We start from the raw sequence: 24,112 nt of genomic DNA on the forward strand, positions 1-24,112 counted from the left end.
AATTGCAACAAAATTGCAGAATCATCGCAACTGCCTATACTACATACAAGAAGGAAAAAATGAATTATGAAAATAGCTTTTGTAGGAAAAGGCGGTAGTGGCAAAACGACTATCAGCGCGCTCTTCTCACTTTATATGGATAGCAAAAATAAAAATGTTGGGCTATTTGATGTTGATGTAAATAGCCACACAGCGGAGGTGCTCGGTATAGCATCGGATAGTCACAAGAATCTTTCCGAGGATGATCCTTCGGCCGATATTCGTCGTTATCTTGCCGGCACAAACCCTCGTGTTAGCCCTGACGATTTTTTGAACTCTACGCCTCCTGGCAATGGCTCGGGTGTTTTTACACTTGGCAAAGATAATTATGTTACCAAAACATATGGACAGAAATTTGGACTCCTATCTCATCTCTTTACGATTGGGTCGTACAAAGATACTTCAATTGGAATTGATTGTCATCACAGCACACAGTATATCGCAGAGAATCTGTTGTCACACGCGGAACAATCCCATGATGATGTAATTGTTATTGATTCAGTCGCTGGCAATGATACGTTTGGTAATACGTTATACATGCAGGACTTACTGGTATTCATCGTAAAACCCGAACGCGAAGGTTTAAATGTTTTCCGTCGATTTTACGACTTGGCAGAAAAGGCTGGCGTGGCAGACCGCGTATATGTTATTGGCAATCAAGTTGGCTCAGACGTACAACGTGCATTTTTGGAAAAAGAAATTCCGTCAGATAAGTTGTTGGGTATTTTAACAACAAACGACCAGATTATTGATCGTCGCTTGGCCGATCTACCACTTGATGTTGACTGTATGCAGATGAATGAGCGAGAAGTATTTGATAAAGTCCATGAAATAGCTGGTCTGCACGTGCAAACTGCCGAACATTATTATAATGAAATCGTGGCTTTGCACCGTAAACTATCGACTGAGGGCTGGGTAATTGGATCGTACCATGATCATATGGAAAGTCAGATCGATCCTGAGTTTAGTGCGGTATAGTTATGGATACGTCTACAAGCCCCGTGATAATGCGGCCTGTTTTTGGTCCGTCAATAAAGCATATTCTTGCTTCGCCCTCTCCTTTATTTGAAGCGATTGAGCGACATGGTGGTCCGCTAGCTATTGCCCTACCTGATGAGGCTCAGACTGCTGCTGAAAAGTTCAAAGCACTGTTTGAAGAATTACGTATGCAGTCAAAAGTATTTGTCGCTCATAAGGCGACAAATAGCGTCGATACGCTAGCTGCTCTTCGTTCGCAGGTTTTTATAGATGTGGCTTCTCGGGCCGAGCTAGCGCATGCGTTTTCTATAGGGTATACGCATGACGAGATCATTGCGACCGGGCCAAAATCACAGCATTTTTTGGCTGAGCTTATAGCCCATGACATACCGGTATGTGTCGACAGTCATGAAGAACTTTTGCGACTGCGCTTACTCCTTGCTAATGGCTTAAAAGATGTGAAAGTACTTCTACGGTTAACACGAAGTGTATTGAACATGCCGTCGATCACAAAGCGAAGTCGCTTTGGGCTTGATACTGCGGCATATGAAAAAGCGCTTGCTGCGATTAGTGAAGATAAGAGATTCGTGTTGCTTGGCATATCTTTCCATCTTGATAGTCAATCGGCGGATGAGCGCTACTATGCGATTATGCAAGCGGCCAAGGAACTCATTGCTTTGCAAGATAAAGGTTATAGTGCCTCGGTGCTAGACATCGGCGGCGGGTATGGTGCATTTTATGGCATAAACCGCTCGCAGGTAGACCGGTTTGAGGCCGGGTTAAAGCAGGCAATTTTAGACGCTGGCGATACGCATACATGGCAGCACTTTACCTATGGATTATCTCGGGTTGGAAATGCTATAAGTGGCGCGCTACACGGTATTGACGCACCTGCCGGTGCTATTGGCGTCGATCGTTTACGCGAGGTATTGGTGCGCGAAAGCGCTGAGGGAGGAACCCTTGCGAATTTTCTGAATGAAAACCTTATTGAAATTTGGATTGAGCCGGGTGCCGCAATTTTAAGTGAAGCAGGCGCTGTTGTGACGGAGATCATGGAAGTGAAGCAACTTGATGGAGAGATTCTTGTAGTTGTTGATGCGCACCGTAATCAGGTTTGCTTTGAGAATAACGAAGCGCTGCTTGACCCAATACTCATTAAAAAACATCCAGAATCTTCACAGGCGTCAGATGTATTTATTGCCGGTAATTTATGTGCAGAAAATGACATGATGACGTACCGTAAAATTCGCTTTGACGATGTCCCTCGGGCAGGAGATCTGCTGCTTTGGACGCACACCGGCGCTTACCGGGCACATTTTAGTGCATCGCAGGCAATCGGACATGCACTTGCAAAACAATTAACCTACGAGGAAAACGCAAATGCGTATACCCTTTCAGAAAGGACATCATGATTTATAACTCTATAGAACAAGTTATCGGTAATACTCCCCTTCTAAAACTTGACGGCAAAAGATACGGACTGAAGAATACTGATCTATATGTAAAATTAGAATATCTTAACCCCTTTGGTTCTATTAAGGATAGGACTGCACTAGGATTACTAAAAGATACTAAATGGAAAGAGCTGGAACGACAAAACCAGCATATTATTGAGAGTTCAAGTGGTAATACGGCAAAATCGCTTCAAGTCCTTGCCAGCCGCCACGGCGTGCCTGTTATTTGTGTGACGAATCGTATTAAAGTTCCAGAAGTCGAGCAACAGCTTCGTTACCTTGGTACAGAGATTATGTCATTGCCGGGTCGATCGGAGTGTCCTGATCCTAATGACGAGAACAATACGGTGGCTGTTATTGAGAGTATGCAACATCAGCAGCCTAATCACTATTATCATACTGCACAGTACACCAACCTCGCCAACCCTTTAATGCACGAGACGACCACGGCAAAAGAATTATACGAGGATCTGCCGACAATTGATTACATGATTAGTGGTATCGGTACGGGTGGATCAAGCAGTGGCTTGATAGCCTATGCCTCGCATCATCATCTAGATACGAATCATATTGGTGTTGTAGCCGATCCGAGCGATTTCTTGCCAGGAATCCGTACGAAGAACGAACTGTTCGAAACGGGATTATTCGAGGCTGATGCTTTTTTGGATATCATCGAAGTCACTTCGGCAGACGCGCTAAAAGCATTGCAAATACTGGTTAAAAACGAAGGTGTTTTAGCAGGTCCCACAACGGGGGGTAATTTTGCAGCGGCAACTCGATATCTTTTGGAACATGACACGTTTCGCGAGGATGGATCACGTCAAACGGCGGTGTTTATTGCCTGCGATCGGCTCGAGACGTATATGTCGTATATTGCCAAGCGCCAACCTGAACTATTTGACAGTACCCGTTTAACCGATATATTTACAGCGGCTGTTTCTGACGAGGAGGCAAAAGAGTTGTCGCGGGCCGCAAGTCATGAAACGCAGCAATGGATCGTAGACGAAAACGTTCTTGTGGTTGATACGCGCGGCGTAAAACCTTTTGTCAATTTCCATATCGAAGGATCATTAAACTACCCAGAAGACCTGCTCAAGGAAGTGCTCGAAAACGGCACCCCGTTTGCTGATCGTCCGGTATTGCTTGTTTGCCCTACTGGTGATCGCAGCAAGCTTTTGGCGAGTGTTCTGAGTAAGCGCGGTGTCAAAGCCTATAGTCTTGGGGGAGGCTTGTTAGCATGGAGAAGCGCTGGGCTGCCGCTAGTACGAAAGGCTCTCTAATGGATCGTCAAAGCTATCCAAGCTTGCGTAATCATCCCTCGGTCATTCATTTTGATGCGTCGGCTGCCTTTCCCCTGCATGATAAGGTTATTGCAGCTGTAAATGGAGTGATGATGGGGTATGTTGGTGCTGCGGGCAAAGCGAGTTACGATTGGTCGCTTAGGGCATCAGCTGAGGTTGAAAAAGTACGCACGCGCGTCGCGGATTTTATTAGTGCCAACCCCAAGGCGATCCATTTTGTATATAGTGCTTCGGATGCGGCGCGCCAACTGACTGATAATCTTCGTGCCGAAGAGTATGACACAATTATTTACTCACCTGAGGACCATACGAGCGTCACGGATCTTTTGGGGCAGCACGCGCTTAAGCCAATTCATCTCTCCTATAATCAAAATGGTGCTTACGACCTGAACACTATAGATAGCACAGCCGATTATAGTAAAGCCGTGATATTTGCCAGTAATATTCACCATTTATACGGGGCGGACAATGATATGCGAGCATTACGTCAAGCTTTTCCTGGGGCAACTTTAGTTATTGATGCGTCACAGTCAATAGGGCGCACAACGGTTAATGTAGGGCTGTTGGGGTGCGACGCATTGTATTTTTCGTCGCAAAAACTTGGCGGTATTACTGGGGCTGGTGTTCTTTTTATTTCTCCTTCATCCAAGTTGGCGAGCATAGATCTCATTGAGCCGAGTACATTGCCTCTGCCTGCTATCACGTCTCTTGGTGCGGCGATTGATATTATTAATGCCGTAAGTCTCCATCATATTGACACAAAACTAACCCGGCTAACGAGCCATTTCATCCAGATAGCAGCAGAACAGGTTGATGCACTTACTTTTACTAAAGGTTCTGCAAATAGCGAGTATAACTGCAGTGGGAACGGTATTGTATCTTTTAAGGTTGGGGGGTACAGTTCGCAGGATATTGCTATGATCCTAGGAAGTAATAATATCAATGTGCGTGCGGCCGATCATTGCGTCAATGATGCGTTCGTCGACAGAGACGTGGTACGAGTAAGTATGCATGCGTACACAGTGCCCGACGAGCTTGAAAAGCTAGTCAACGTCTTGGCAGAACTATAGATGTTCGTAGAATAGGGTAGATATACAACTTCGACTACTGGATACAACCTTGCGTGGTGCGGTGAGGCTATAGCCTTTGCTTTTTTGCAATAACAGTAGTACGTACCTGACTCTCAAAACCCTCCCCTGACATAAAAAGACGCGATATACTTTCCTTGTTAACCTTCTAAAACTAACAAAGGAGAAGATTAGTACGTCTCTAAGGCTTTTTCTAACACTCTCGGATCAGCCAACTTTTGGTATCTGCTATAATTTTGATCACCCAGATGCGGATCAATCGTCCCTTCGTCCACATTGGCGATGCGGTCCGCGCCCCAAAGAACCGTACCTAATGTGTATAGCAAGAGACGCGGAGGAATCCGATCAGGCATTGTAGTATCACCGGTCTTTTCCGTATAAGTTTCTAGAAAAGCTTGTTTCTCCGTATCCGTCAGTGCTCGCGGTGATGCCCATAGGTTTAGTGCATCGCAAAAGAAGACTGCGATATCCTGGCTTGGGTCATCAATACGACTCTGCTCCCAATCGACGAAGTATACGCTTTCACCGTTATCTATAATGTTTGCAGGATTAAGATCAGCGTGGATAACGCTACTGGGAGCATACAGGCCCTCAAGTTTAGGTATATCCTTGACCATCTTAGCCATGATAGACCGGCATAGCCGTAAAAGATCCATGTCAGGACTTTGTCGCTGTTCATACTGCTCCAGAGCAGCCATACCACTTGCATACTGTCCTCTTAGCGGGTTCTCTCGCCGCTGCAGTGGAGCGTTTTCTATCGGGATCATATGTAATTTTGACATGGCATCAGCGGCCCTTTGTACGGCTGGGATTGAGAACCGTATATGACCGCCGGAGATATATTCTTCGATGAGGAGACCATACGGAAAATGCTCCCTGGTATTATCGAGGAAAAGCGGCTTTGGAGCTATATCATGAGGCGCAACGAATTCTAGTGCCCTATACTCATCTACTATGTGGTCTGCGGAACCGCTTTGCGATTCGATATTCAATCGAACGACCACGTCGCACTCATCCTGTCGGACACGATAATTGTAATTGTAATCCCCACCTTCAAGCTTCTCGATGTCGGCTCCAGTAAAATCGGAGACGCCTAAAGCCTCCCGGGCATTTGTCTGCAAATAAGGCAGCACCCGTTGGTCGATATTCATTTCGTTTGTCATATCATTACCCGTATCGCACGGCTGCTTAAACAGCTTGTGTAGACTCTGCTTTCAATACCCATATTAAGCCGCCTCAGGTATCCCAAGCTCATTCATAAGCTTTTCACTGTGCGTTGGCCACCACCATGCGGTGTTCGCATATTTTGGGCAGGCATCACAAGACGACGGAATCGTTCCAGAGCATGCCCACCGTCCATACATTTGCCCTCGCTCCGCGTCATAACGTGACCAACACGCCATCTCGTTGTATCTCTCACCCCCGAAGCCTCCATACGTGTAGCCTTCAGAATCGGAGGGCTGGGTCGTGGCCTTCATCTTTTTAAAAAGTTTAGCAGCCGCCGTGTTTGTAGTTACAGCCGCTGTCGGCACATAGATATCCGACATGGTTGCCGCATCCAAGGCTGCCTGCATTAACTTCTGCGCTATGTGCTCTCCCCGGCGTGCCTGGTCGACGACAAGTACGCGCGGTTCAAAGAAAATCGGACTATCGAGGTGTCCTCTTCTGCTAGGCACAAGATCTCGCTCGTCTAAGTGTACTAGCGTCAGTGCGAGGCTTCCGACTAGCTTATTCCCGCCATCTTTTTCGCGCGCAATAAATAAATTTCTTGTTCGTTGCCGCCACCATTCTTGGGGCATAGAGTCTAGGTGTTCGTTGGTTTTAAACTGTTCTAACCACCAATTTTCAACGTCTGGCGGCATCCAGGTCGTTACTGTTTCATACCATTCATCAATCGCTGGCACTCGTACGATACTACCTGGATATTTCCTCTGAAAATATTCACCCGGCCCTTCAAATACGTTATCGTGTGCTTCATCCAGGAAATAGTCAGAGAGGCCAGCCTTATCACGGGCCTTATTCTCATCTGCTATAAAATGGAAGACTTCAGACTGATCAACATCATCGTAAAGCCTGTCGCTACAGGGATTAGGGTATGATATGATCTCAACCGATCTGTTATTTGATGTCATCTTTCTTTGCCAATTTCGCTACTTATCATTAGAATTAAGTAAGTATACCATATTTTACAAAATTTCGCTATCAAGTGATGTACCCTCTTAATACACTTTCCGGAATAGTAAATATTGCCTCACTATGATGGTGTACGTAGCATTACCATGGTTAATGAGCGTGGGGCTCGGTAAGAAGGGTCTCAGTTTTGAGTCCTTTTATATTATACTTTTCTATCCGCGTCTATTTTTCCCAGTATTTCTAACAATTTTGTTGTAGTATTCCAGCTACGGATGGTCATGGATTTGTAGAGCGGCGATGCTATAATTTTGCTCAGCCGGCTCTTGGTCCGCAAAGCACTGAGACGCTGCGAATAAACTACAGCCTCGCCTGGCCATACTTTGTCGACTCCCTCTCGGGGACTGAATACGGATATAGCCTGGGCCAAATCAATACCCATCAAAAAAATTGCGTCACTGTGATATTTTTCCGGATGATCCCCGAAGCCTTTGGGCCTACTGTCGATAACAGTCTGGAGTTGCTTATGAGACAGTACCAAGACTTTGATGAGCTCGCTATCAAGTTGAAAGCTCTTAGGCAGAACTTGTTCGATCTGAGCTTTTATCTCATCAGGGCGTTTGTCGGATTCTAAAATCACGTTACCACTGGCAATAAAAGTTGAGACATTGGAAAATCCCAGTTCTTCTAAGCATTTCCGAAGAGCCGCCATCGGTACTTTATTTTTGCCACCGACATTGATGCCGCGCATAAGTATCACGTAAGTATTCATTTTTTCATTATACTTGAAAGTACCTGCGGAAACACGGGATGTCAATAGTGCAGCTCTAGTATCATATATGATGCCCGGCCAAGATGATGATTCTACTTACTTAGGGTATAATTGCGATATGTCTGAACAAAACTCTCTAGGTATCATTAATCACGAAACCTCACACCGAAAAACAGATTACCTTTATAGGATTTCTATCAAGGGTTTGATTAAGAATGAAAAAGGCGAGGTACTCGTCGTTAAAGAGACGGGAAGAAACTACTGGGATCTGCCGGGAGGAGGTATGGATCATGCCGAGAATATCAAACTTGCGATTACCCGCGAATTGAAAGAAGAAGTCAATCTTAGCGGAGATTTTACATACAAAATCATTGACGTTGATGACCCGGCATATCTAGAAATGCACGACTTTTGGCAAGTACGGCTTATTTTCGAAGTAAAGCCAGATGATATGGTATTTAGCGCTGGTGAAGATGGTGACGAAATAGCTTTTATCAATCCAGATACGTTTAAAGATTCAGAATCAGCCACTGAGCGAACAATTTACGACTATGCCAGCCTAACTTCGTAAAAGGCTGAGAAATTCAGTAAAAAACCTGACACGAACGCAGGTGCTATACTAAAACTATCAAACAAGGGGATACTATGACACACAGCGATAAGCCATCAGTAAAGATCATCAACCAGCACGGACCAATGGGATTCGTAATGTTCACCGCATTCGTAGGGGCATTTATCTACTTCCTGCAATTCACGAATGATTTCGGAGACGTACTCTTCGCCTTCATCAAGGCAATTGTATGGCCAGGTTTCGTCATCTATCACCTGTTACAATTTCTAGGTGTTTAGTAGCGTTCGTTAGTCAATCAAAACCATAACGGGGATGGTATACTTCCGATATGAACACACCGGTACGAACAAAAGCTATTCGTTATCGAGTCCGTCTTGCAAAAAGTAGTATCCAGGAAATCTGGAACTTATTCATAAAGTATCTCGAAGCTCAGAGCTACAAGGCGTGTTCGAATTCAAACAGCATGACTATGGCTTATATCACTATATATTATTGACTTTTAAGGTAATATGTGGTATTATTAACAGATCGTGAGAGATACTAGATCGAGTAAGCCGCTTAGACCACTCGTTATACCTGACCGCCAGGCTTCTTCTTTGCAGCGTCATATTAATTACCGTCGTCAATTAAATATTCATAAGCGTGGAGTTGTGACCTCTAAAAATATTGCCAGCCAGGCCAAGGAAACGCCTCTAACCCCTAAGCCTCTCCTTTTACTTGCTCCTCCACAACAGACACTCTTGCTTCCAGAAATAACAGAGCAGCCTACCGATAGTCCCAAGCAACTCGCTTTATTACTCCCCGCTCACAATGAAGAACTTATCATTGAAACGACTATTCGTTCCGCCATTGCCGCCGGTCAGTCTATTGAAGATATCTATGTAGTCAACGACCATTCTTCAGACAATACCCAAGCAATTGCCACCAGACTACTAGGAAAAAATAACGTCCTGAACGTTAAGCGTAGCGGAAAAGCACTGGCTGTCAGAAAAGCAATTACCAAATTCGAAATAGAATCGCGCTATACGTGGTTACATGTTGCCGATGCCGATAGCGTTTTTTCACAGGACTACTTTAGGCATTACCGAGCCAAACTTGACCCTAAAAAATACGCTGTTGCCGTAGGTTTTGTCCAAAGCCTTCGTGGCAACTGGATTAGCACGTACCGAGCACTGACCTATACGTACAGCCAGCAGGTGACGCGTCGTGTTCAAGCTAAACTTGGCATGATATCCGTATTCCCTGGCCCTATAACCTGTTTTAGGACTGATATTATTACTCATTTAGATTTTGGCGGCTCTAGTTTGACGGAGGATTTCGATATTACGCTTCAGGTACACCGAAAAAAACTTGGTAACATCCTCTTTATTCCCCAGGCGGTTAATTTTACCCAAGATCCTCAATCGTATAGCGATTTCAACAAGCAAAACCTCCGTTGGCAACGAGGATTCTTCCAGGGCGTTCAAAAATACAAGATTGGCCTGCACGGACAACGGATCGATATGAGCCTCGGTTTTCAGATGCTGCAGACAATCCTGTTTCTCATACAGTCATTCGTGCTGCTTCCGGTCATATTAGCCTCGACGCATAACTGGATGATTATACCCGTGATGATTGCGGCTGACATTGTCGTCAACGGATCGATTGCGCTCACCGCGTCGGTCGTTGCAAAACGCTGGATGCTTATCGGAGCGTTGCCTTACTTTTACTTCCTTCGTTGGAGCGAAATAGTCGTGTATCTTATTGCATTTGTCGAAGTAATCATTCTTCGCAAGTTCCGAGACAACACCGCTGGATGGTCAACCGAAGGCCGTCGTTACCAGCTATCAAAGCAAGCACTGCTTGACGTCGCCAAATAGTCTACGCTTTGTGGTATTCTTTTAAGTCAAAGTAGAACATTTGACGAGTTTGATTCCAGATACCCGAACAGGTCTGGAGCGTTAGTCGCGGCTTGCCTTCGTACACAAGCGGACGAGTGTCAGTAGGTCTTACCGCTTCGGTCGAAGTATATACATAGGTAAAGACATATCCGTTATCAGTGGTGACAGTTACTTCCGCACCCTGCTGAATTTTAAGCAGTTTGCCAAATATTTCGTCGCTGTTGTGGCCATATATGAGCGTATTACCACTGTCTGAATTGACAGGGTTCGTTGGTGTCGCATAAAAGGCAGAGGTGTCACTAAGTGTCCATTCCCCCGTTCGCTCGTCATATACACCGTCAGCGATGCTCACATCAATGCCAAGGCTTGATACCGAAATATGACGCGGGATACCCTTAACGAGAGTTGGGGTTTCTTTAAGAGGTGTCTGAGGCGTAGCGATTGTCACATTAGAGGTCGTAGCAGTAGCCTGCTGTTGCTCCAACCAGGACAAACCAATTGGCGCAACAATAGCCACTCCACTGCCAAAAAGTAGAATTGATAGTCCAATAAGGTATTTGTGAATATTCATAAAATAATTTCCAAAAATATACAAAGCGGCCACCCCCTTTAGAAAGATAGCCGCATTATATAACAAACTGTATTGTTTAGATTTCGCTTGCTTGGCGGTTTTTACGTGCCAAAACAAGAGAGACTGCAAATACAGTCACGCCGACTGCAATCAATGTTGCAGCAGCGATAAAGAGGATGCTATTGTTTCCAGTTAATGGAAGCGCAGCGATGCCTGTTCCGATTGGGATTTTACCGTACATAGGTTTTTCTCCTTTGTATAAGATATACAGCTCCACGCTGTTTCTCTTATGGTTGATATGCAAATTGGTAGCCTTGCTTATTTACGCAGTCGTTAAGACGACTAACCTAAATACCTCTCAACTCCTCAATTTATTGTTATATTACACTATTTGTGCATAAATGTAAAGTATATAGTAGAATAGGTTTTACCATAAGCGTGATCGTTGTATTTTTTACTTGACAATATTTGACAATTCGTGTATTGTGGTACATAACAACTTTATGTGGAGTTACCAATGAGACGACTGACACTATATCTATCAATTTTTGCAGTACTTGCCAGCACTATCTTTAGCGCTGTGCCCGCATTCGCAGCTGATCCCAACCTAATCGCTAACGAATCTGCCGAAACCACAGGTGCTAATAACCTACCTGCTGACTGGACACAAAGCCGCTGGGGAACAAACTCAGCTACACTTGAATACAAAAACGAAGGCCATACCGGTACTAAGAGCCTGTACGTATCAATGGCTTCACGAACTGATGGTGATGCAAAATGGATGCATACGGCAGCTTCCGTTCAGCCAAATGCTTCGTACACCTACACAAGCTGGTACAAATCTAGCATCGCGACTGAAATCGATCTTCAGTACACCGATACAAGCGGAAACGTTTCTTACGCGTATGTTGATAGCATTGCCCCAAGTACTGACTGGCAACAACTTTCATCTACGTTTGTCACTCCTGCCAATGTCGCTAAAGTATCCGTGATGCACATCGTTGCAGCACCAGGCTGGCTACAAACTGACGACTTTAACCTTGCGGCTACAGTTGTTGCACCTCCTGTTGACCAGGACAACTATATTGTTAATGACTCGTTCGAAACAGCAAACGGCAGCATGCCTGCAAGCTGGTACAAAAATAGCTGGGGAACAAACTCAGCTCAGTTCAGTTATGAAAATACTGGTCGTACAGGAACACGCAGTGCCAAAGTAACAGTCAGTGCCTACTCTGACGGCGATGCAAAATGGTTTGCGGAAGCAAGTACTATTACTCCACAAAAAAGTTACCTGTATCGTGATTACTACAAATCAAGCGTTGCCACGCGAGTCGTTGCCGCCTTTATTGATGCGGCCGGTAATTACACATACCAGGAACTAGTTGGCGCACCAGCAAGCGCAGCGGACTGGGCGCAATATAGCGTAACCTTCACCGCACCTGCTACCGCAGCAAAAGTATCTATATACCACGTCATTGACAGCGTTGGCTACCTTACGCTTGATGACACTAGTCTCTACGTTGCCCTTCCTACGCCAACAGATCCTGTTATTCCTAACGCTTCACTCGAAACAGGAACAGCAAATCCTACTAACTGGCAAAAAAATAATTGGGGAACGAATAACGCTACTTTCCAGCACGTAAACGAAGGCCGCACCGGAACTAAAAGCACCAAAGTGACCATGACCAATCATGTCGATGGTGACGCAAAATGGTTCTTTGACCCAATTACAACTATGCAGCCAGGTAATCAGTACCGCTTTACCGCATGGTACAAGACAAACGTGACGCCACATGCCGTTGCCATGTTCATCATGGCTGACGGTACGGAACAATACTTCGGTATGCCAATTGCTCAACCAAACAGCAATGGGGCAACTGAGTGGCAAAAATATACTGATACGTTTAGCGTTCCAGCTGGAGCAGTGTCGTCATCAGTATTCCTTTACATTGATCAAAATGGCTGGCTACAAACTGATGACTACAGTCTAACGACATACCACCCTAACGGTTTTTCTCGCCCGCTTCTTACTATGACATTTGATGATGGCCACGAAGACAACGCTACTAACGCTCTTCCTATCCTTAATCAATACGGCCTAAAGACTACTCAATGTTTTGCAACATCATTCATTGAAGGACAGTCCCAGCAAGTGATCAATGGCGTTCTTGCATTCAAGAATACTGGCCATGAAATCTGCTCACATACGGTTACCCACCCATTCATGACGACATTGAATGCAACTAATTTAAAGTACGAGGCACAGCACTCACAGCAGTACTTGCAGTCGCTAATCGGCAAACCAGTCCCTAACTTTGCGACACCTTACGGAGACTATAACGCAACTGTCGTGAACGAACTTAAAAAATACTACCGTTCACACCGAAGCGTTGATGAAGGTTACAACTCAAAGGATAACTTTAACATCTATAACATCCGCGTACAGAACATTCTTGATACAACACCTGCCGAACAAGTTGCGGCTTGGATTGCTCAAGCAGAAACTGATAAAACATGGCTTGTCCTCGTTTACCACCGTATCGCTAATGACCCAGGTCCTTACGACAGCTACACCAATGTATTCCAACAACACGTCCAGGCTATCGTTAATAGCGGCATTACCGTAAAAACGTACAACGACGCGCTTGACGAAGTCACCACCCAGTTACCGTAGTTCTATTCATCAGCGTCGAATAACCAAAGAGGAATATTCGCAGCCTGAAGATCATGAGCAAAAGTCTTGAATGCAGTGGTTGAAGCACTCGTACCTGATTGGCCACTTGGCCAATACGACCAGTCAGTCGCCTCGGGTACGCGTGACTTATCTTCTGCAAAAAGATGCATCGACACTGCAAAGCCCCCAGCTTGCAGTGTTTTTGCTTGTGCGACGGTCTCGATTAATGACGCAAGGCGCTGCGCAGACGAAACACCTACCTGCCGGCCTGATTGATTAGCATATTTAACACCAAACGTGCCCGTATTCAGCCAAATATTTTTAACGTTTAATGCTCTTGCTGCCTCTGCAGCCAAGCTAACTCGCAAATAGTTTTTTGGCGCTCCATTATTCGAACCCGTTTCGTTGGCAGCCGGAGTCCAAGGAAAACCTTGCAGACCAAAGCTATCTATAAGCCCGCCGGGAATGCCGCTTACATACGGCAATAGGCTAACGGCTTTCCCGTCGTTCCAATTAGCCGCAGAAGGATACGAAAGCGTATCCAACATAATGCTTGCTCTACTGCTTGGGAAATATTTCTTTTGGAACGTTACTGTTTTTGTCACACTCGCTACGAAATCACCTGGATCAACGCTTGTCCATACGGGAATATTTCCCTCAGGAAAAGACACCCATGTCCCCATCATCTGATCCGTTATCTGCGCAGACTTTAAAGCGCTAAAATAGGCATCGAGCACCGTGTCATAATTTCCCGCCCGAAACGCTTTCATGTCGACCAGCCCCGACGCGGTTGTTGGTTCTAAAAATACAAGTGGCGCAATACCGTAGGTTGCGAACTCCCGTAGCTGGGCAGCGACGTTACGCGCATATTCGCTCGCTTCCCCGGCCGTCGTGGGCATTGCCACAAAAAATGACAGCTGATTTATGATCCCGCTTCCACATACTTTCTCATACTGTGACAGCTTCCTCAGTTGCGGAGATTCCGAGGAATTTAAACCTGGCCGCATTGGTGCTGAAGATTGACAGTCAGATGAACGGATCTGTACTGCAGGTGTCTTAGGTACGGTTTTTTTATTTTCAGTAACGGGTTTAGTGGATTGATTGTTCTTTTTAGAATTTGACAGCCCCGTATCTGCTATTGTCAGCTTCGCGGGCGAACGAACAACCATCGCCTGCGACAAAGGCGCGCCGAATAAAGCAATTGTACCGATCATCCCTATCATTACCCCTGTCGATCTTCGCTTGAAGCGCAGTTGCTTTTTTATCGTCAACGTCATTAATAATAACTGTACTATGATTTGGATGAATTGGAAAATAAGTTATATTGCTCATGTTAACACTGGTGTGCGCCAGCTGATATGATAGACATATGGATATGCCACTTACAATCTTGCTACATTCGTCTAAAACAATGCGCCCTTCTACTCAAACCCAACCGCTACATCGACCCCTCTTAGGCAAGCAGGCAAAAGAAATCGGAATCTACCTTAAAACGCTTTCACCCGAGGAAATCGCAAAATGCATGCACGTTTCTTCGACCCTAGCCGGCAAGACGCATAAACTGATAGCTGACTGGTCTGACAGCCCCGGCAGACAATCTATTGCGATAGATAGTTTCGTTGGGGATATCTATAGTGGACTTCGGGCAAGCGAACTCTCCAAGAGTGATCGGGATTACGCCGACAAAACCCTTCGCATTTTATCGGGATTATACGGGGTAATCCGGCCATACGACGGAATCTGCTCTTACCGGCTGGAAATGGCCTACCGGTTACCTGATCCAAAGTTTACAAACCTCTACGCGTATTGGAGCGATGCAATTGCCAGATGCTTGCCTACGGAGGGCACGATCGTAAACGTATCTTCCGTCGAGTACACAAAGGCCGTACTGCCGTTAATGGATAGTAACCGGGTTATTACCCCAAGATTCTTGACAGCCGACCCTAAAACTGGCGATCCGGCATTCGTGGTCGTACATGCCAAGATCGCGCGCGGCGCATTCGCGCGGTGGCTTATCACTAGCCGGACAACAAATATCGCCAAATTCTCGGAATTTAGCGATATTGGCTATAGATATAACAAGCAGCTCAGCACCCCTAGCGGGCCTGTTTTCGTGTGCCAAACCTTTGGCGGTATTGGGCTCAGTATGCGTCTAGACTAGGCTTTTTTAGGAGCGTCAGTTGAGGTAGTAGTGGCTAGTTTAGGGTGTACTTTAGTTGCAACCATACTAAAGTTATCCCTAATTTCAAACAGGAAGTAGCCCCCGACTGCCGTACCTATGAGCCCCGATAAAAACGCACCGAAATCCTGATTGGAAAAGAGTGTCAAAATCACTGAAATGACTCCTAGTAGCATCGTTACGAACAGCAATGACCACCCGCGTTTAAGATGTGCTTTTAGCGGAGAGATCGCCATTATAGATAATGCAAGATCCACGACGAGGATTATCAAGGCAATAATAGCGGGAATAAAAGCCGCTCCATAGTACACCGACTGCGACATCCCATAGGTGGCAATAAGTGAACCGCCGATAAATAGCCAGCTAAACGCTGGAATGATTACCATCAGCGACAATATAACACCTACAAGAATAATCCACCAGATGTTATTTGTGATCCATTTGCGTGCGCCCTCTGGCAAATGCGGTAAACCCTTGTACCATGCTGCGATCGTCACCTCAAGCTTATTCACAGTTTCCATAACCTTTGACCCCCTGAATTAGTTACTTTTATCATACGCTTTAAGGATAATTACAGCAACTATTTTTTGTGAAGGGATTTTCTGGGCCATAGACCGTCACATGCCCAAAGATCCAGTAGTATGAGCGCGCCAAAAAACGATATCATCCACTCCCCGATAGGCAGATGTACGGTGTCGCCTAATACCCCGCTATTGGGCGCTAAACTAAACGTAATATTAAGCCATATCGACATACCAAACCAAAACAGTAGCACTAGCCAACCGGCAACTACGGATATAACACGCGCCAACGGGCTAAGTCGCATCCTCAAAAGAAAAGGGAGGGAGGCTACTTCGAATATCACAATGAGTGCTGCGGCAATCGTAGAGGTTTCTTTGCTAGGGAAAAAATCGAATCCATTAATAACCTCGGCAAATTTCTCATAAGTGAAAAGTTGCCCGACGACCATAACGATCAAAAATGCCGCAAGTATCATAGCCGCTACTTGGCTATTTTTAGTCTTAGGGTGTTTGGCCTCTGTTGCATTGACGAAAAAGCTCATGTTAGTAGTATACCTTTCATTTCTCTTAACGGAAAGCGTTGTTATTTTTATCATTTCGCTTGCGCTTTTTGATAATTTAATTTATTGTACTAGGTAGCGAAAGTTACAAAAACAAACATAAACTCCAAAAAACATATGTTGTGACAGATCGCTCTACGATAACCCACCACAACTTAAAAACACCTGACAAAATTTCAGGTGTTTTTATTTTGCTTTCGGAGAGTTCTCTTCCCGCCACTTGGCGATAGCCGCGTGATTGCCGCTTAGCAGCACGTCGGGTACTTTCATATCTCTAAATTCCGCTGGCTTGGTATATTGCGGAAATTCTAATGTCTCTCCGTCACTAAAGCTTTCAATCTCGGCACTCATTTCCCCGCCGAGTACGCCTGGAATAAGGCGCACGATACTATCAACGATCGTCATTGCTGGTAGTTCACCACCTGTCAGCACATAGTCGCCCACACTTAGTTCTTGGTCAACAAGTGTCAGAATGCGCTCGTCATAGCCTTCATAGCGCCCACAGACGAAGATATAGCCATGATCGGCTATCGCATACTCTTTTGCGATAGATTGCTTCCAGCGCTCTCCTTTGGGGGTCATGAGAAGTACTTTAGCTGCAGGGTCACTTGCTTTGGCTTTTTCAATCGCCGCGAATAGAGGTTCTGGCTTTAAAAGCATGCCGTCTCCACCGCCATAAGGCGTATCGTCGACCTGACGACGTGGACCTAATCCAAATTCGCGAAGATCAATCGTCTCGAATTCAACGATCTTATTATCTTGCGCTTTCCACATCATAGAAGCATTCAGCACGCCGCTGAACATCTCGGGGAATAAGGTAATAATTTGGATTTTCTTCATCTGTATAAGCTTAACGTACATTGACTTTAATGTCTATATGTGACGATACATACCTAAATAACCCAGTCGGTAGTTTTGAAGGTTTTGTTTTGCTATACTAGAACATAGAAATTAGAGGATTTATGGAATTTGAACAAAAACCACCAACATCCGATGAAGATCGGCGCTTGGCAGAGGCGAAAAAACTAACACTTCAGCCATTGCACGGGGATCTAGCACCCGAAGATGAACCTGACGCAGCGGTTGTTGCACGTCACCTCACGCAGGGAGCACTTGCAAACACGCCTAATGACACCGAGCAAGCCTCTGTGCCTGTCAGGCCTTCGACTGGGCTCTTAGATCACACTGACGAGCCACAAGCCACTAAACAGAGTAAGAAGGTTATTCTTGTTATTACCGCCCTTGTTGTCGCAGGAACTATTCTTACTACTATCGTCTTATCCCTATAGGACAATATTCCAAGAATCACAAAACCCGCCATATTACAGACGGGTTTAGTGACACATACAAGGCTCTCAACAAATATGGTGATTTTGTTGCTCGCATAGAGCTTTCTCGCAGTTCAGTGTCATTGAACTGTTTATGATTATATATCGAGGTCGTCTAGTTCTGCAAGCTCTTTTCGTGTATTCTTTGCAAGACTAGATTCATTGTCCACACTCTCATCTGTTACGTTTTCCACAAGGTCGTCAGATGCAGTATCTGATGAGATACTATAGTTTTCGCGCTCATCATCATTATTGACGATTTTTAGGTTATAACGAGCATCGTTTTTCGTGCCAAGCGCACGTAAAAGTGTTCGTAAACTTTGTGCGGTAACGCCGCGTTTACCGATAACACGCCCGAGGTCTTCGGGGTTAACCGTAAGAGTAAGGAGTACTCCTTTTTCGTCAATCAATCGTTCAACGACAACATCATCTGGATGTCCGACGAGTGACTTCACGATATATTCTACAAATTGCTGGTCTATTGTTGACATCTGGCCCTCCGCTTTAGTCTTCAGTACGTAAATTCCGTAATTGATATCGTATTTCTATTGTAGCACGAAAAATACCCGCCAAAGCGACGGGTATTTATAGGAAAATCGTATTGATTATTCAGCTGATTCTTCTGCTGGCTCTTCAGCCGGAGTTTCAACCACTTCTTCTTTTGGCTGGTTTTTTCGTAGCTTTTCTGCGTTACGAATAGTTTTTTGCTTGTCAGATGTTACTTCCTGAACCCATTTAGGAAGTTTAACGCCGCCGTCTTTTAGCAGTTTAACGACACGAGGTGATGGCTGAGCGCCATTGTCCAAGTATTTCTGAGCTACTTCAGCTTGAATAGTGGCCTCTTTAGTATGAGGGTTGTAGCTGCCGACATAAGCGACGACGCGACCACTTGACGGGTGGCGTTGTGCTTCTTGCACGGCAAGGCGGTAGACTGGGTAGCCTTTACGGCCAACACGTTGCAAACGAATTGCGAGCATATAAATTAAACTTCCTTTACTTCACGATAGAATTTGTATTAGTTCTTGACCAAGTTTACACTACTTTTGGCCGTACGTCAATCTGTTTTAGTGCGTTTCTCGTATGTTTCAAGTGCCGTCTTGGCCGCCTGCTGTTGGGCTACCTGCTTGCTTGGTCCGCTGCCTTCGCCCATTTTCTTATTACCAACGAATACACCTAGTTTAAATATCTTGTCGTGATCAGGTCCAACCTCTTCTAACACCTTATACTGCGGTGTTTGGCCGTCAATCCGCTGGGATACTTCTTGCAGATGTGATTTTGGATCGCGCCAGCTACCAGACTCTAAAATAGAATCCAATTTAGAAAGAATATGCTTTTCAATAAAGACGGCCGCATCTTCGTAACCACGTTCAAGGTAAATCGAACCTATGACAGCTTCGAAAGCATTCGCAAGAATTTGCTCGCGTGCACGGGTACTGCCATTTTTTTCACCTTTGCTCATGCGCATCAAGGGTTCGAACCCAAGGCTTTGGCCAGCTTCGCTAATACTTTCAGTACGGACTAGCGACGCACGCCAGCTGGTTAAAATACCTTCCGGTTCACTATGATTACGGAATAAGGAGTCGGTCACGACAAGTTCCAAAACGGCATCACCTAAGAACTCGAGACGCTCATTGTGTTCACTAACACTCTTTTTATGTTCGTTAACGTAGCTACGGTGTGTCAGCGCAGTAATAAGAAGATCGATGTTCTTAAACTCAAACCCAAAATTTTTTAGGGCAAAATCCTGATATGGCGCCGTTTGCATCCCGCTCATTATAGCTTCTCCTGGCGAATTTTTTTCATTGCGAGTAACATCAGTTTTCCAATATCTTCGTATTCAATTTCATCTAGTGCATCGTGAAATTTGAACCACCTAATACCGTTCATCCACTCTTCTTTTTGGATAGCATCGGTGTCGCCTTTGGCGCGGACAAGGTAGATTTGGGTTGTCATAAGGACAAGTTTGTCAATCCGACGGTAGCGAAAATGAATTTTGCCCAGCCAGCCAAGGACTTCCGTATCATGGAGTCCTGCTTCTTCACCAATTTCACGCTTGGCTGTTTGCTGTGCTGTTTCGCCTTCTTCAATATGACCTTTTGGAATAGTCCAACGGTCTTTGGCATCTTGGATTAATAATATTTCTACATCGCCTGCTTTATTACGGCGAAATACTATACCACCAGCTGTTGGTTCGCGAACGATTTCTTGAATAGAAGCACGATGGCGGTTGAAATATTTTTTAAAGCGTTCAAACTTTGGATTTTGCATCGCCTGACTCCCCCTCAACAAGTGTACGGTAAGCTGTCCCCAGCACTCCGTTAATAAACTTGCTTGAGTTATCAGAACCAAACGCTTTAGCTAATTCAACCGCTTCGTTAATCGCCACTTTTGGCGGCACGACAGTTGCAAGGTAGAGAAGTTCATATAGGCCAATACGCAGTACTGAACGATCAATACGCGCAATTTGTTCAATTGGCCAATCAGGAGCAATCGGCTGAATTTTTTCATCCAAATCCACCTGGTTGGCAATAACACCTTTTACTAAATCACTAACAAACGGTTTATCGTCAATCGCGGTCTCGTAACGTTCCAGATTGCGCCCAAGTATTTCGTCAATATCGACAGAAGCATCTTCCGACTGAGTACGAAACTCATACTCGTAAAGGGTTTGAAGTGCAACAATACGTCCAAGGTGGCGGTTAGAAGCCATAGTGTTTGGTTCTTTCGTTATCTTTAGGTTTTTTTAAGATCACTCGTAGTCAAACGAGAGTTATTTTGTGACTTTGCCAGTTTCACGCTTTGTAGTGCGTACCTTGACTGGTGATTTGCCGTTTACACGACGAGCAAGCTTTAGAACAAGGTGGCTACGACGTAGACCAGTCTTGCGCGGGCTGCTTTGCTTTTTAGGTTGTCCCATGGTAAAGTTCTCCTTTTTCAGGTTTTTATTATATAACTTGGTGCTATTATAGCGAAGTTAGTTAAATTTCTCAAGAGAGTATTGACATAAATATACATAAGTGTTATCATATATAAATGACTTTCAACAGAAGTGAATACGCAAACTACTCTTCTCCGCATAATCTCCCTCCAAGCGGAGCTCTCAGGGAGCTTGCCTTACCTGGATACTATTCTTCGGAGCCACCCGCTTTAGAAGAAGTACCGCCTACAATCCCTCTTCCTGATATCGAACTCGGCAGTGAAGATACGCAGTTACTAGCATTGGCTAAGAAACAAGCACCCTACAGGGCATATGTCTTAGTGCAAGATATGCTCGATACAGATCTTGATTATCAGAGTGCGCACACGCATGCAAATTACGCACAAGGGCAAGAGAATCCTTTTTTGCCCCACGCTGCAGAACATCAAGCCAAACCCTTGCGAGGTCTAGTAGCGGAAAAGCTTACGTATGCCGCAAATGCCCTAGCGTCGGCAACAAATGCTCAGATTGGTCGCTCAGCACTTCTTATTCGGTTTCCTTTTGATAAGATTACGACTCCAAAAAAAGGTAAACATGTACTAGCCCCTAAGCATCGTCGGGATACATCTAAGATTGACACTCGTACGGTGTCCCGTTCTAGCCATTAGGCTAAACGACAATATTAATCAGCCGGCCAGGGATATAAATCACCTTGGCTGGTTTTTTGTCGCCAATAAATTTGGTGACATTTTCTTGTTCTAGCGCCTCTGCGGTCACATCTTCCTGTGTTGCGTCCGTCGCAACTTCTAGCTTAGCTCGTAATTTGCCATTTACCTGAACGATAATCGTCGAGGACTCGCTCTTAGTCAAAGCATCGTCCCACTGCGGCCAACCGGCAGACTCGATCATCGTATCATTGCCGAGCTGTTGCCATAATTCAGCGCTTATGTGCGGTGCGAATGGTGCAAGCATACGGTTAAGCGCACCTAGAGCCTCATGCCATACTTCATCTGAAAAACCATCGACTTTGAATTTATATAGTTCGTTCACATATTCCATTAACGCAGAGATAGCTGTATTAAAGCTAAGCCGGTGATAATCGTCAGTCACTTTTTTAATCGTTTTGTGCTGCAGACGCTTTATTTCATCATCGTGACCAGTAAATTGCTTGCTACTTTCTAGGAATTCTTGGTTAAGCACCCAAACACGGTTAAGGAAACGGTAAATTCCGGCGATTCCACGCGAGTCCCATGGTGCATCAAGCTCGATCGGCCCCATGAACAACACATAGGTGCGGAGTGCATCGGCACCGTAACCCTGGTCGATAATGTCAAGCGGATCAATGACATTCCCCAGGCTCTTGCTCATTTTGCGACCGTCTTCGGCATTAATATAGCCATGGTAGACAAGTTTCTTGACCGGTTCACGGAAATTCGTTAGCCCCATGTCTTTGAACACATGCGTCCAAAAACGAACGTATAGTAAATGGGCTACCGCGTGATCGCCACCTACGTAATAATCAACAGGTGACCAGTAATTGGCTTTTTCAGGATTCCACGCTTGTTTGTCATTGTGTGGATCAGCATAACGCAAAAGATACCAGCTGCTACATGCATAGCCATCCATCGTATCGGTCTCGCGCTCGGCAGGACCGCCACAGGTTGGACAGACGGTGTTCACCCAGTCTGTTACACCGGCAAGTGTTGATTTGCCATCACCTTTTGGCGCGAAATCTTTTAGTTCTGGTAGCACCACAGGTAATTGATCCTCCGGAACGGGAACAGCACCGTGTTCGGGACAGTGAATAATCGGGATAGGTGCACCCCAATAGCGCTGACGACTAATAAGCCAGTCGCGCATTTTGTAGGTAACTTTGCTTTTGCCCCTACTCTCTTGCTCTAGCCAGGCAACGATCTCTTCGCGAGCTTCGCTACTTTCCATACCATCAAACGTTCCGCTGTTAATAAGTGGGCCTTCGCCGTGGTATATTCCTATTTCTTCGTCAGATTCAGGTTTTTCAATAACTTCAACGATTGGAAGATTGAATTTTTCTGCAAACGCAAAGTCGCGCTCATCATGTGCTGGTACCGCCATAACTGCACCCGTTCCATAGCCAGCAAGTACGTAATCGGCGATCCAAATAGGCACTTTTTCACCTGTTGTCGGGTTAATTGCATAGCTTCCCGTGAAGACGCCTGTTTTATCTTTACTATCGGTCATGCGCTCGATTTCGGATTTTTTAACAGACTCGGTAATATACTTCTCAACTGATTCTTTAAATTCACTTGCTGCAAGTTTTTTAGCGAGCTCGTGTTCGGGTGCAAGGACAACAAACGTCGCACCAAAAATCGTATCTGGTCGAGTTGAAAAAACAGTGATTATATCTTTCGTATCGTCAACCACAAATTCAATTTCGGCACCTTGAGAACGGCCAATCCAGTTTGTTTGAGCAGTTTTAATCTTTTGTGGCCAGTCTAAATCTTCGATTTCATCTAAAAGCGCGTCAGCATAATCCGTGATCTTGAAGAACCATTGGTTCATGGATTTTTTGATAACTTCGCTGCCACAACGCCAGCATTTGCCACCTTCGACTTGTTCGTTTGCGAGTACTGTTTTATCTACCGGACACCACCATTGCAAACTCTCTTTTTGGTAGGCGAGTCCGCGTTCAAAAAACTTCGTAAAGATCCACTGGGTCCAGCGGTAATATTCGGGGTCGGATGTATTAATCTCACGCGACCAGTCGATACTGACGCCCATGCGTTTTAGCTGGTTTTTGAAGTTTGCGATATTCGTTTTCGTAACAACTGCAGGTGCTGTCCCCGTTTTAATAGCATAGTTTTCCGCAGGCAGCCCGAATGAGTCCCAACCCATTGGATTAAGAACGTTTTTGCCGTGCGCTCGGTGAAAGCGAGCGATTGAATCGACAATTGCATGTTCGAACGCATGGCCCGTGTGCATACCTGCGCCACTTGGGTATGGAAACATACAGGAAATATAGAGTTTTTGCTTGCTAAGATCCTCTTCGACATCGTATGTTTTTTGGTCTTCCCAAATAACCTGCCACTTGGGTTCAATATCGGAGGGATTGTAACGCTTCATGCGTTCTAGTATAACAAACTTTTCACCCCTGGTAGGAAAAAGCGTTA

27 protein-coding genes are annotated in these 24,112 nt (G+C 45.2%); 11 read left to right on the forward strand and 16 right to left on the reverse strand.

Annotation, left to right across the window (positions count from 1 at the left end; genetic code table 11):
- The first annotated feature begins 66 nt into the window (after nucleotides 1–66).
- From VK497_01180 to VK497_01195, 4 genes are read left to right on the forward strand one after another with little or no spacing between them, the layout of a single operon-like run.
- Nucleotides 67–1,017 carry a hypothetical protein gene (locus tag VK497_01180; GenBank protein ID HMI08995.1) on the forward strand — a complete coding sequence of 317 codons (951 nt, stop codon included), beginning with the start codon at nucleotides 67–69 and terminating at the stop codon, nucleotides 1,015–1,017.
- 2 nt (nucleotides 1,018–1,019) lie between these two features.
- Nucleotides 1,020–2,429 (forward strand): alanine racemase, encoded by a 1,410-nt coding sequence (locus VK497_01185; protein HMI08996.1) that lies wholly within the window; start codon nucleotides 1,020–1,022, stop codon nucleotides 2,427–2,429.
- The gene (locus tag VK497_01190) at nucleotides 2,426–3,751 is read left to right on the forward strand and encodes a pyridoxal-phosphate dependent enzyme (GenBank protein ID HMI08997.1); all 1,326 of its coding nucleotides are present in this window, start codon (nucleotides 2,426–2,428) and stop codon (nucleotides 3,749–3,751) included. Before VK497_01185 ends, VK497_01190 begins: the two co-directional genes overlap by 4 nt.
- Nucleotides 3,709–4,842 (forward strand): aminotransferase class V-fold PLP-dependent enzyme, encoded by a 1,134-nt coding sequence (locus VK497_01195; protein ID HMI08998.1) that lies wholly within the window; start codon nucleotides 3,709–3,711, stop codon nucleotides 4,840–4,842. Before VK497_01190 ends, VK497_01195 begins: the two co-directional genes overlap by 43 nt.
- A 188-nt stretch (nucleotides 4,843–5,030) precedes the next feature.
- On the opposite strand, the gene VK497_01200 is transcribed toward VK497_01195, so the two are convergent.
- The 3 genes from VK497_01200 to VK497_01210 form a co-directional block, all read right to left on the reverse strand.
- Nucleotides 5,031–6,011 carry an aminoglycoside phosphotransferase family protein gene (locus tag VK497_01200; GenBank protein ID HMI08999.1) on the reverse strand — a complete coding sequence of 327 codons (981 nt, stop codon included), beginning with the start codon at nucleotides 6,009–6,011 and terminating at the stop codon, nucleotides 5,031–5,033.
- A gap of 75 nt (nucleotides 6,012–6,086) precedes the next feature.
- Nucleotides 6,087–6,992, reverse strand: a complete 906-nt coding sequence (locus VK497_01205) for a GNAT family N-acetyltransferase (protein ID HMI09000.1) — start codon at nucleotides 6,990–6,992, stop codon at nucleotides 6,087–6,089.
- Nucleotides 6,993–7,195: 203 nt separating this feature from the next.
- Complete coding sequence (locus VK497_01210) at nucleotides 7,196–7,762, reverse strand: DUF1697 domain-containing protein (GenBank protein ID HMI09001.1); 567 nt, start codon at nucleotides 7,760–7,762, stop codon at nucleotides 7,196–7,198.
- A gap of 118 nt (nucleotides 7,763–7,880) precedes the next feature.
- Here VK497_01210 and VK497_01215 point away from each other — a divergent pair, with 118 nt between their 5' ends.
- The 3 genes from VK497_01215 (at nucleotide 7,881) to VK497_01225 (ending at nucleotide 10,192) form a co-directional block, all read left to right on the forward strand.
- Entirely contained in the window at nucleotides 7,881–8,333 is a 453-nt protein-coding gene (locus VK497_01215; GenBank protein HMI09002.1) for an NUDIX hydrolase, read from the forward strand.
- A gap of 74 nt (nucleotides 8,334–8,407) precedes the next feature.
- Nucleotides 8,408–8,611 (forward strand): hypothetical protein, encoded by a 204-nt coding sequence (locus VK497_01220; protein HMI09003.1) that lies wholly within the window; start codon nucleotides 8,408–8,410, stop codon nucleotides 8,609–8,611.
- A gap of 252 nt (nucleotides 8,612–8,863) precedes the next feature.
- A complete protein-coding gene (locus VK497_01225; GenBank protein ID HMI09004.1) occupies nucleotides 8,864–10,192 on the forward strand; it encodes a glycosyltransferase family 2 protein in 1,329 nt (442 codons plus the stop codon).
- Nucleotide 10,193: 1 nt separating this feature from the next.
- Here VK497_01225 and VK497_01230 read toward each other — a convergent pair whose 3' ends face one another.
- Together VK497_01230 and VK497_01235 are read right to left on the reverse strand one after the other, a co-directional pair.
- Nucleotides 10,194–10,784: a sortase gene (locus VK497_01230; GenBank protein HMI09005.1), complete on the reverse strand. Its 591-nt coding sequence runs from the start codon at nucleotides 10,782–10,784 to the stop codon at nucleotides 10,194–10,196.
- A 76-nt stretch (nucleotides 10,785–10,860) separates the two neighbouring features.
- The gene (locus VK497_01235; protein ID HMI09006.1) at nucleotides 10,861–11,025 is read right to left on the reverse strand and encodes a hypothetical protein; all 165 of its coding nucleotides are present in this window, start codon (nucleotides 11,023–11,025) and stop codon (nucleotides 10,861–10,863) included.
- Between the two features lie 276 nt (nucleotides 11,026–11,301).
- Here VK497_01235 and VK497_01240 point away from each other — a divergent pair, with 276 nt between their 5' ends.
- Nucleotides 11,302–13,458, forward strand: coding sequence for a polysaccharide deacetylase family protein (locus VK497_01240; GenBank protein ID HMI09007.1), 2,157 nt, complete (start codon nucleotides 11,302–11,304; stop codon nucleotides 13,456–13,458).
- 2 nt (nucleotides 13,459–13,460) lie between these two features.
- Here VK497_01240 and VK497_01245 read toward each other — a convergent pair whose 3' ends face one another.
- On the reverse strand, nucleotides 13,461–14,672 hold the full coding sequence (locus tag VK497_01245; GenBank protein ID HMI09008.1) for a hypothetical protein: 1,212 nt from the start codon (nucleotides 14,670–14,672) through the stop codon (nucleotides 13,461–13,463).
- Between the two features lie 155 nt (nucleotides 14,673–14,827).
- On the opposite strand from VK497_01245, the gene VK497_01250 reads away from it, so the two are divergent.
- Nucleotides 14,828–15,619: a YaaA family protein gene (locus VK497_01250; protein ID HMI09009.1), complete on the forward strand. Its 792-nt coding sequence runs from the start codon at nucleotides 14,828–14,830 to the stop codon at nucleotides 15,617–15,619.
- Here VK497_01250 and VK497_01255 read toward each other — a convergent pair.
- The 3 genes from VK497_01255 to trmD all read right to left on the reverse strand — a co-directional run bounded on the left by VK497_01255 (nucleotide 15,616) and on the right by trmD (nucleotide 17,558).
- Nucleotides 15,616–16,158, reverse strand: coding sequence for a hypothetical protein (locus VK497_01255; protein HMI09010.1), 543 nt, complete (start codon nucleotides 16,156–16,158; stop codon nucleotides 15,616–15,618). The two genes, VK497_01250 and VK497_01255, sit on opposite strands and share 4 nt — an antisense overlap.
- Nucleotides 16,159–16,217: 59 nt before the next feature.
- Nucleotides 16,218–16,700: a MauE/DoxX family redox-associated membrane protein gene (locus VK497_01260; GenBank protein HMI09011.1), complete on the reverse strand. Its 483-nt coding sequence runs from the start codon at nucleotides 16,698–16,700 to the stop codon at nucleotides 16,218–16,220.
- Nucleotides 16,701–16,904: 204 nt separating this feature from the next.
- Entirely contained in the window at nucleotides 16,905–17,558 is a 654-nt protein-coding gene (gene trmD / locus VK497_01265) for a tRNA (guanosine(37)-N1)-methyltransferase TrmD (protein HMI09012.1), read from the reverse strand.
- A gap of 122 nt (nucleotides 17,559–17,680) precedes the next feature.
- Between trmD and VK497_01270 the strand changes: the two genes are divergently transcribed.
- Complete coding sequence (locus VK497_01270; protein HMI09013.1) at nucleotides 17,681–18,007, forward strand: hypothetical protein; 327 nt, start codon at nucleotides 17,681–17,683, stop codon at nucleotides 18,005–18,007.
- A 137-nt stretch (nucleotides 18,008–18,144) separates the two neighbouring features.
- Here VK497_01270 and VK497_01275 read toward each other — a convergent pair whose 3' ends face one another.
- The 6 genes from VK497_01275 to VK497_01300 form a co-directional block, all read right to left on the reverse strand.
- The gene (locus VK497_01275; protein ID HMI09014.1) at nucleotides 18,145–18,537 is read right to left on the reverse strand and encodes a KH domain-containing protein; all 393 of its coding nucleotides are present in this window, start codon (nucleotides 18,535–18,537) and stop codon (nucleotides 18,145–18,147) included.
- A gap of 114 nt (nucleotides 18,538–18,651) precedes the next feature.
- Nucleotides 18,652–19,023: a 30S ribosomal protein S16 gene (gene rpsP, locus VK497_01280; protein ID HMI09015.1), complete on the reverse strand. Its 372-nt coding sequence runs from the start codon at nucleotides 19,021–19,023 to the stop codon at nucleotides 18,652–18,654.
- Nucleotides 19,024–19,100: 77 nt separating this feature from the next.
- Nucleotides 19,101–19,820: a ribonuclease III gene (gene rnc / locus VK497_01285; protein HMI09016.1), complete on the reverse strand. Its 720-nt coding sequence runs from the start codon at nucleotides 19,818–19,820 to the stop codon at nucleotides 19,101–19,103.
- Nucleotides 19,820–20,314 (reverse strand): NUDIX domain-containing protein, encoded by a 495-nt coding sequence (locus VK497_01290; GenBank protein HMI09017.1) that lies wholly within the window; start codon nucleotides 20,312–20,314, stop codon nucleotides 19,820–19,822. Before VK497_01290 ends, rnc begins: the two co-directional genes overlap by 1 nt.
- Nucleotides 20,295–20,756: a transcription antitermination factor NusB gene (nusB, locus tag VK497_01295; protein HMI09018.1), complete on the reverse strand. Its 462-nt coding sequence runs from the start codon at nucleotides 20,754–20,756 to the stop codon at nucleotides 20,295–20,297. Before nusB ends, VK497_01290 begins: the two co-directional genes overlap by 20 nt.
- A 60-nt stretch (nucleotides 20,757–20,816) precedes the next feature.
- On the reverse strand, nucleotides 20,817–20,963 hold the full coding sequence (locus VK497_01300) for a hypothetical protein (protein ID HMI09019.1): 147 nt from the start codon (nucleotides 20,961–20,963) through the stop codon (nucleotides 20,817–20,819).
- Between the two features lie 116 nt (nucleotides 20,964–21,079).
- On the opposite strand from VK497_01300, the gene VK497_01305 reads away from it, so the two are divergent.
- Nucleotides 21,080–21,631, forward strand: a complete 552-nt coding sequence (locus tag VK497_01305; protein ID HMI09020.1) for a hypothetical protein — start codon at nucleotides 21,080–21,082, stop codon at nucleotides 21,629–21,631.
- Nucleotide 21,632: 1 nt separating this feature from the next.
- On the opposite strand, the gene leuS is transcribed toward VK497_01305, so the two are convergent.
- Entirely contained in the window at nucleotides 21,633–24,065 is a 2,433-nt protein-coding gene (gene leuS, locus VK497_01310; protein ID HMI09021.1) for a leucine--tRNA ligase, read from the reverse strand.
- Between the last annotated feature and the right edge of the window lie 47 nt (nucleotides 24,066–24,112).

This window comes from Candidatus Saccharimonadales bacterium (genome assembly GCA_035317825.1).
Lineage (GTDB): Bacteria > Patescibacteriota > Saccharimonadia > Saccharimonadales > Saccharimonadaceae > DATHGB01.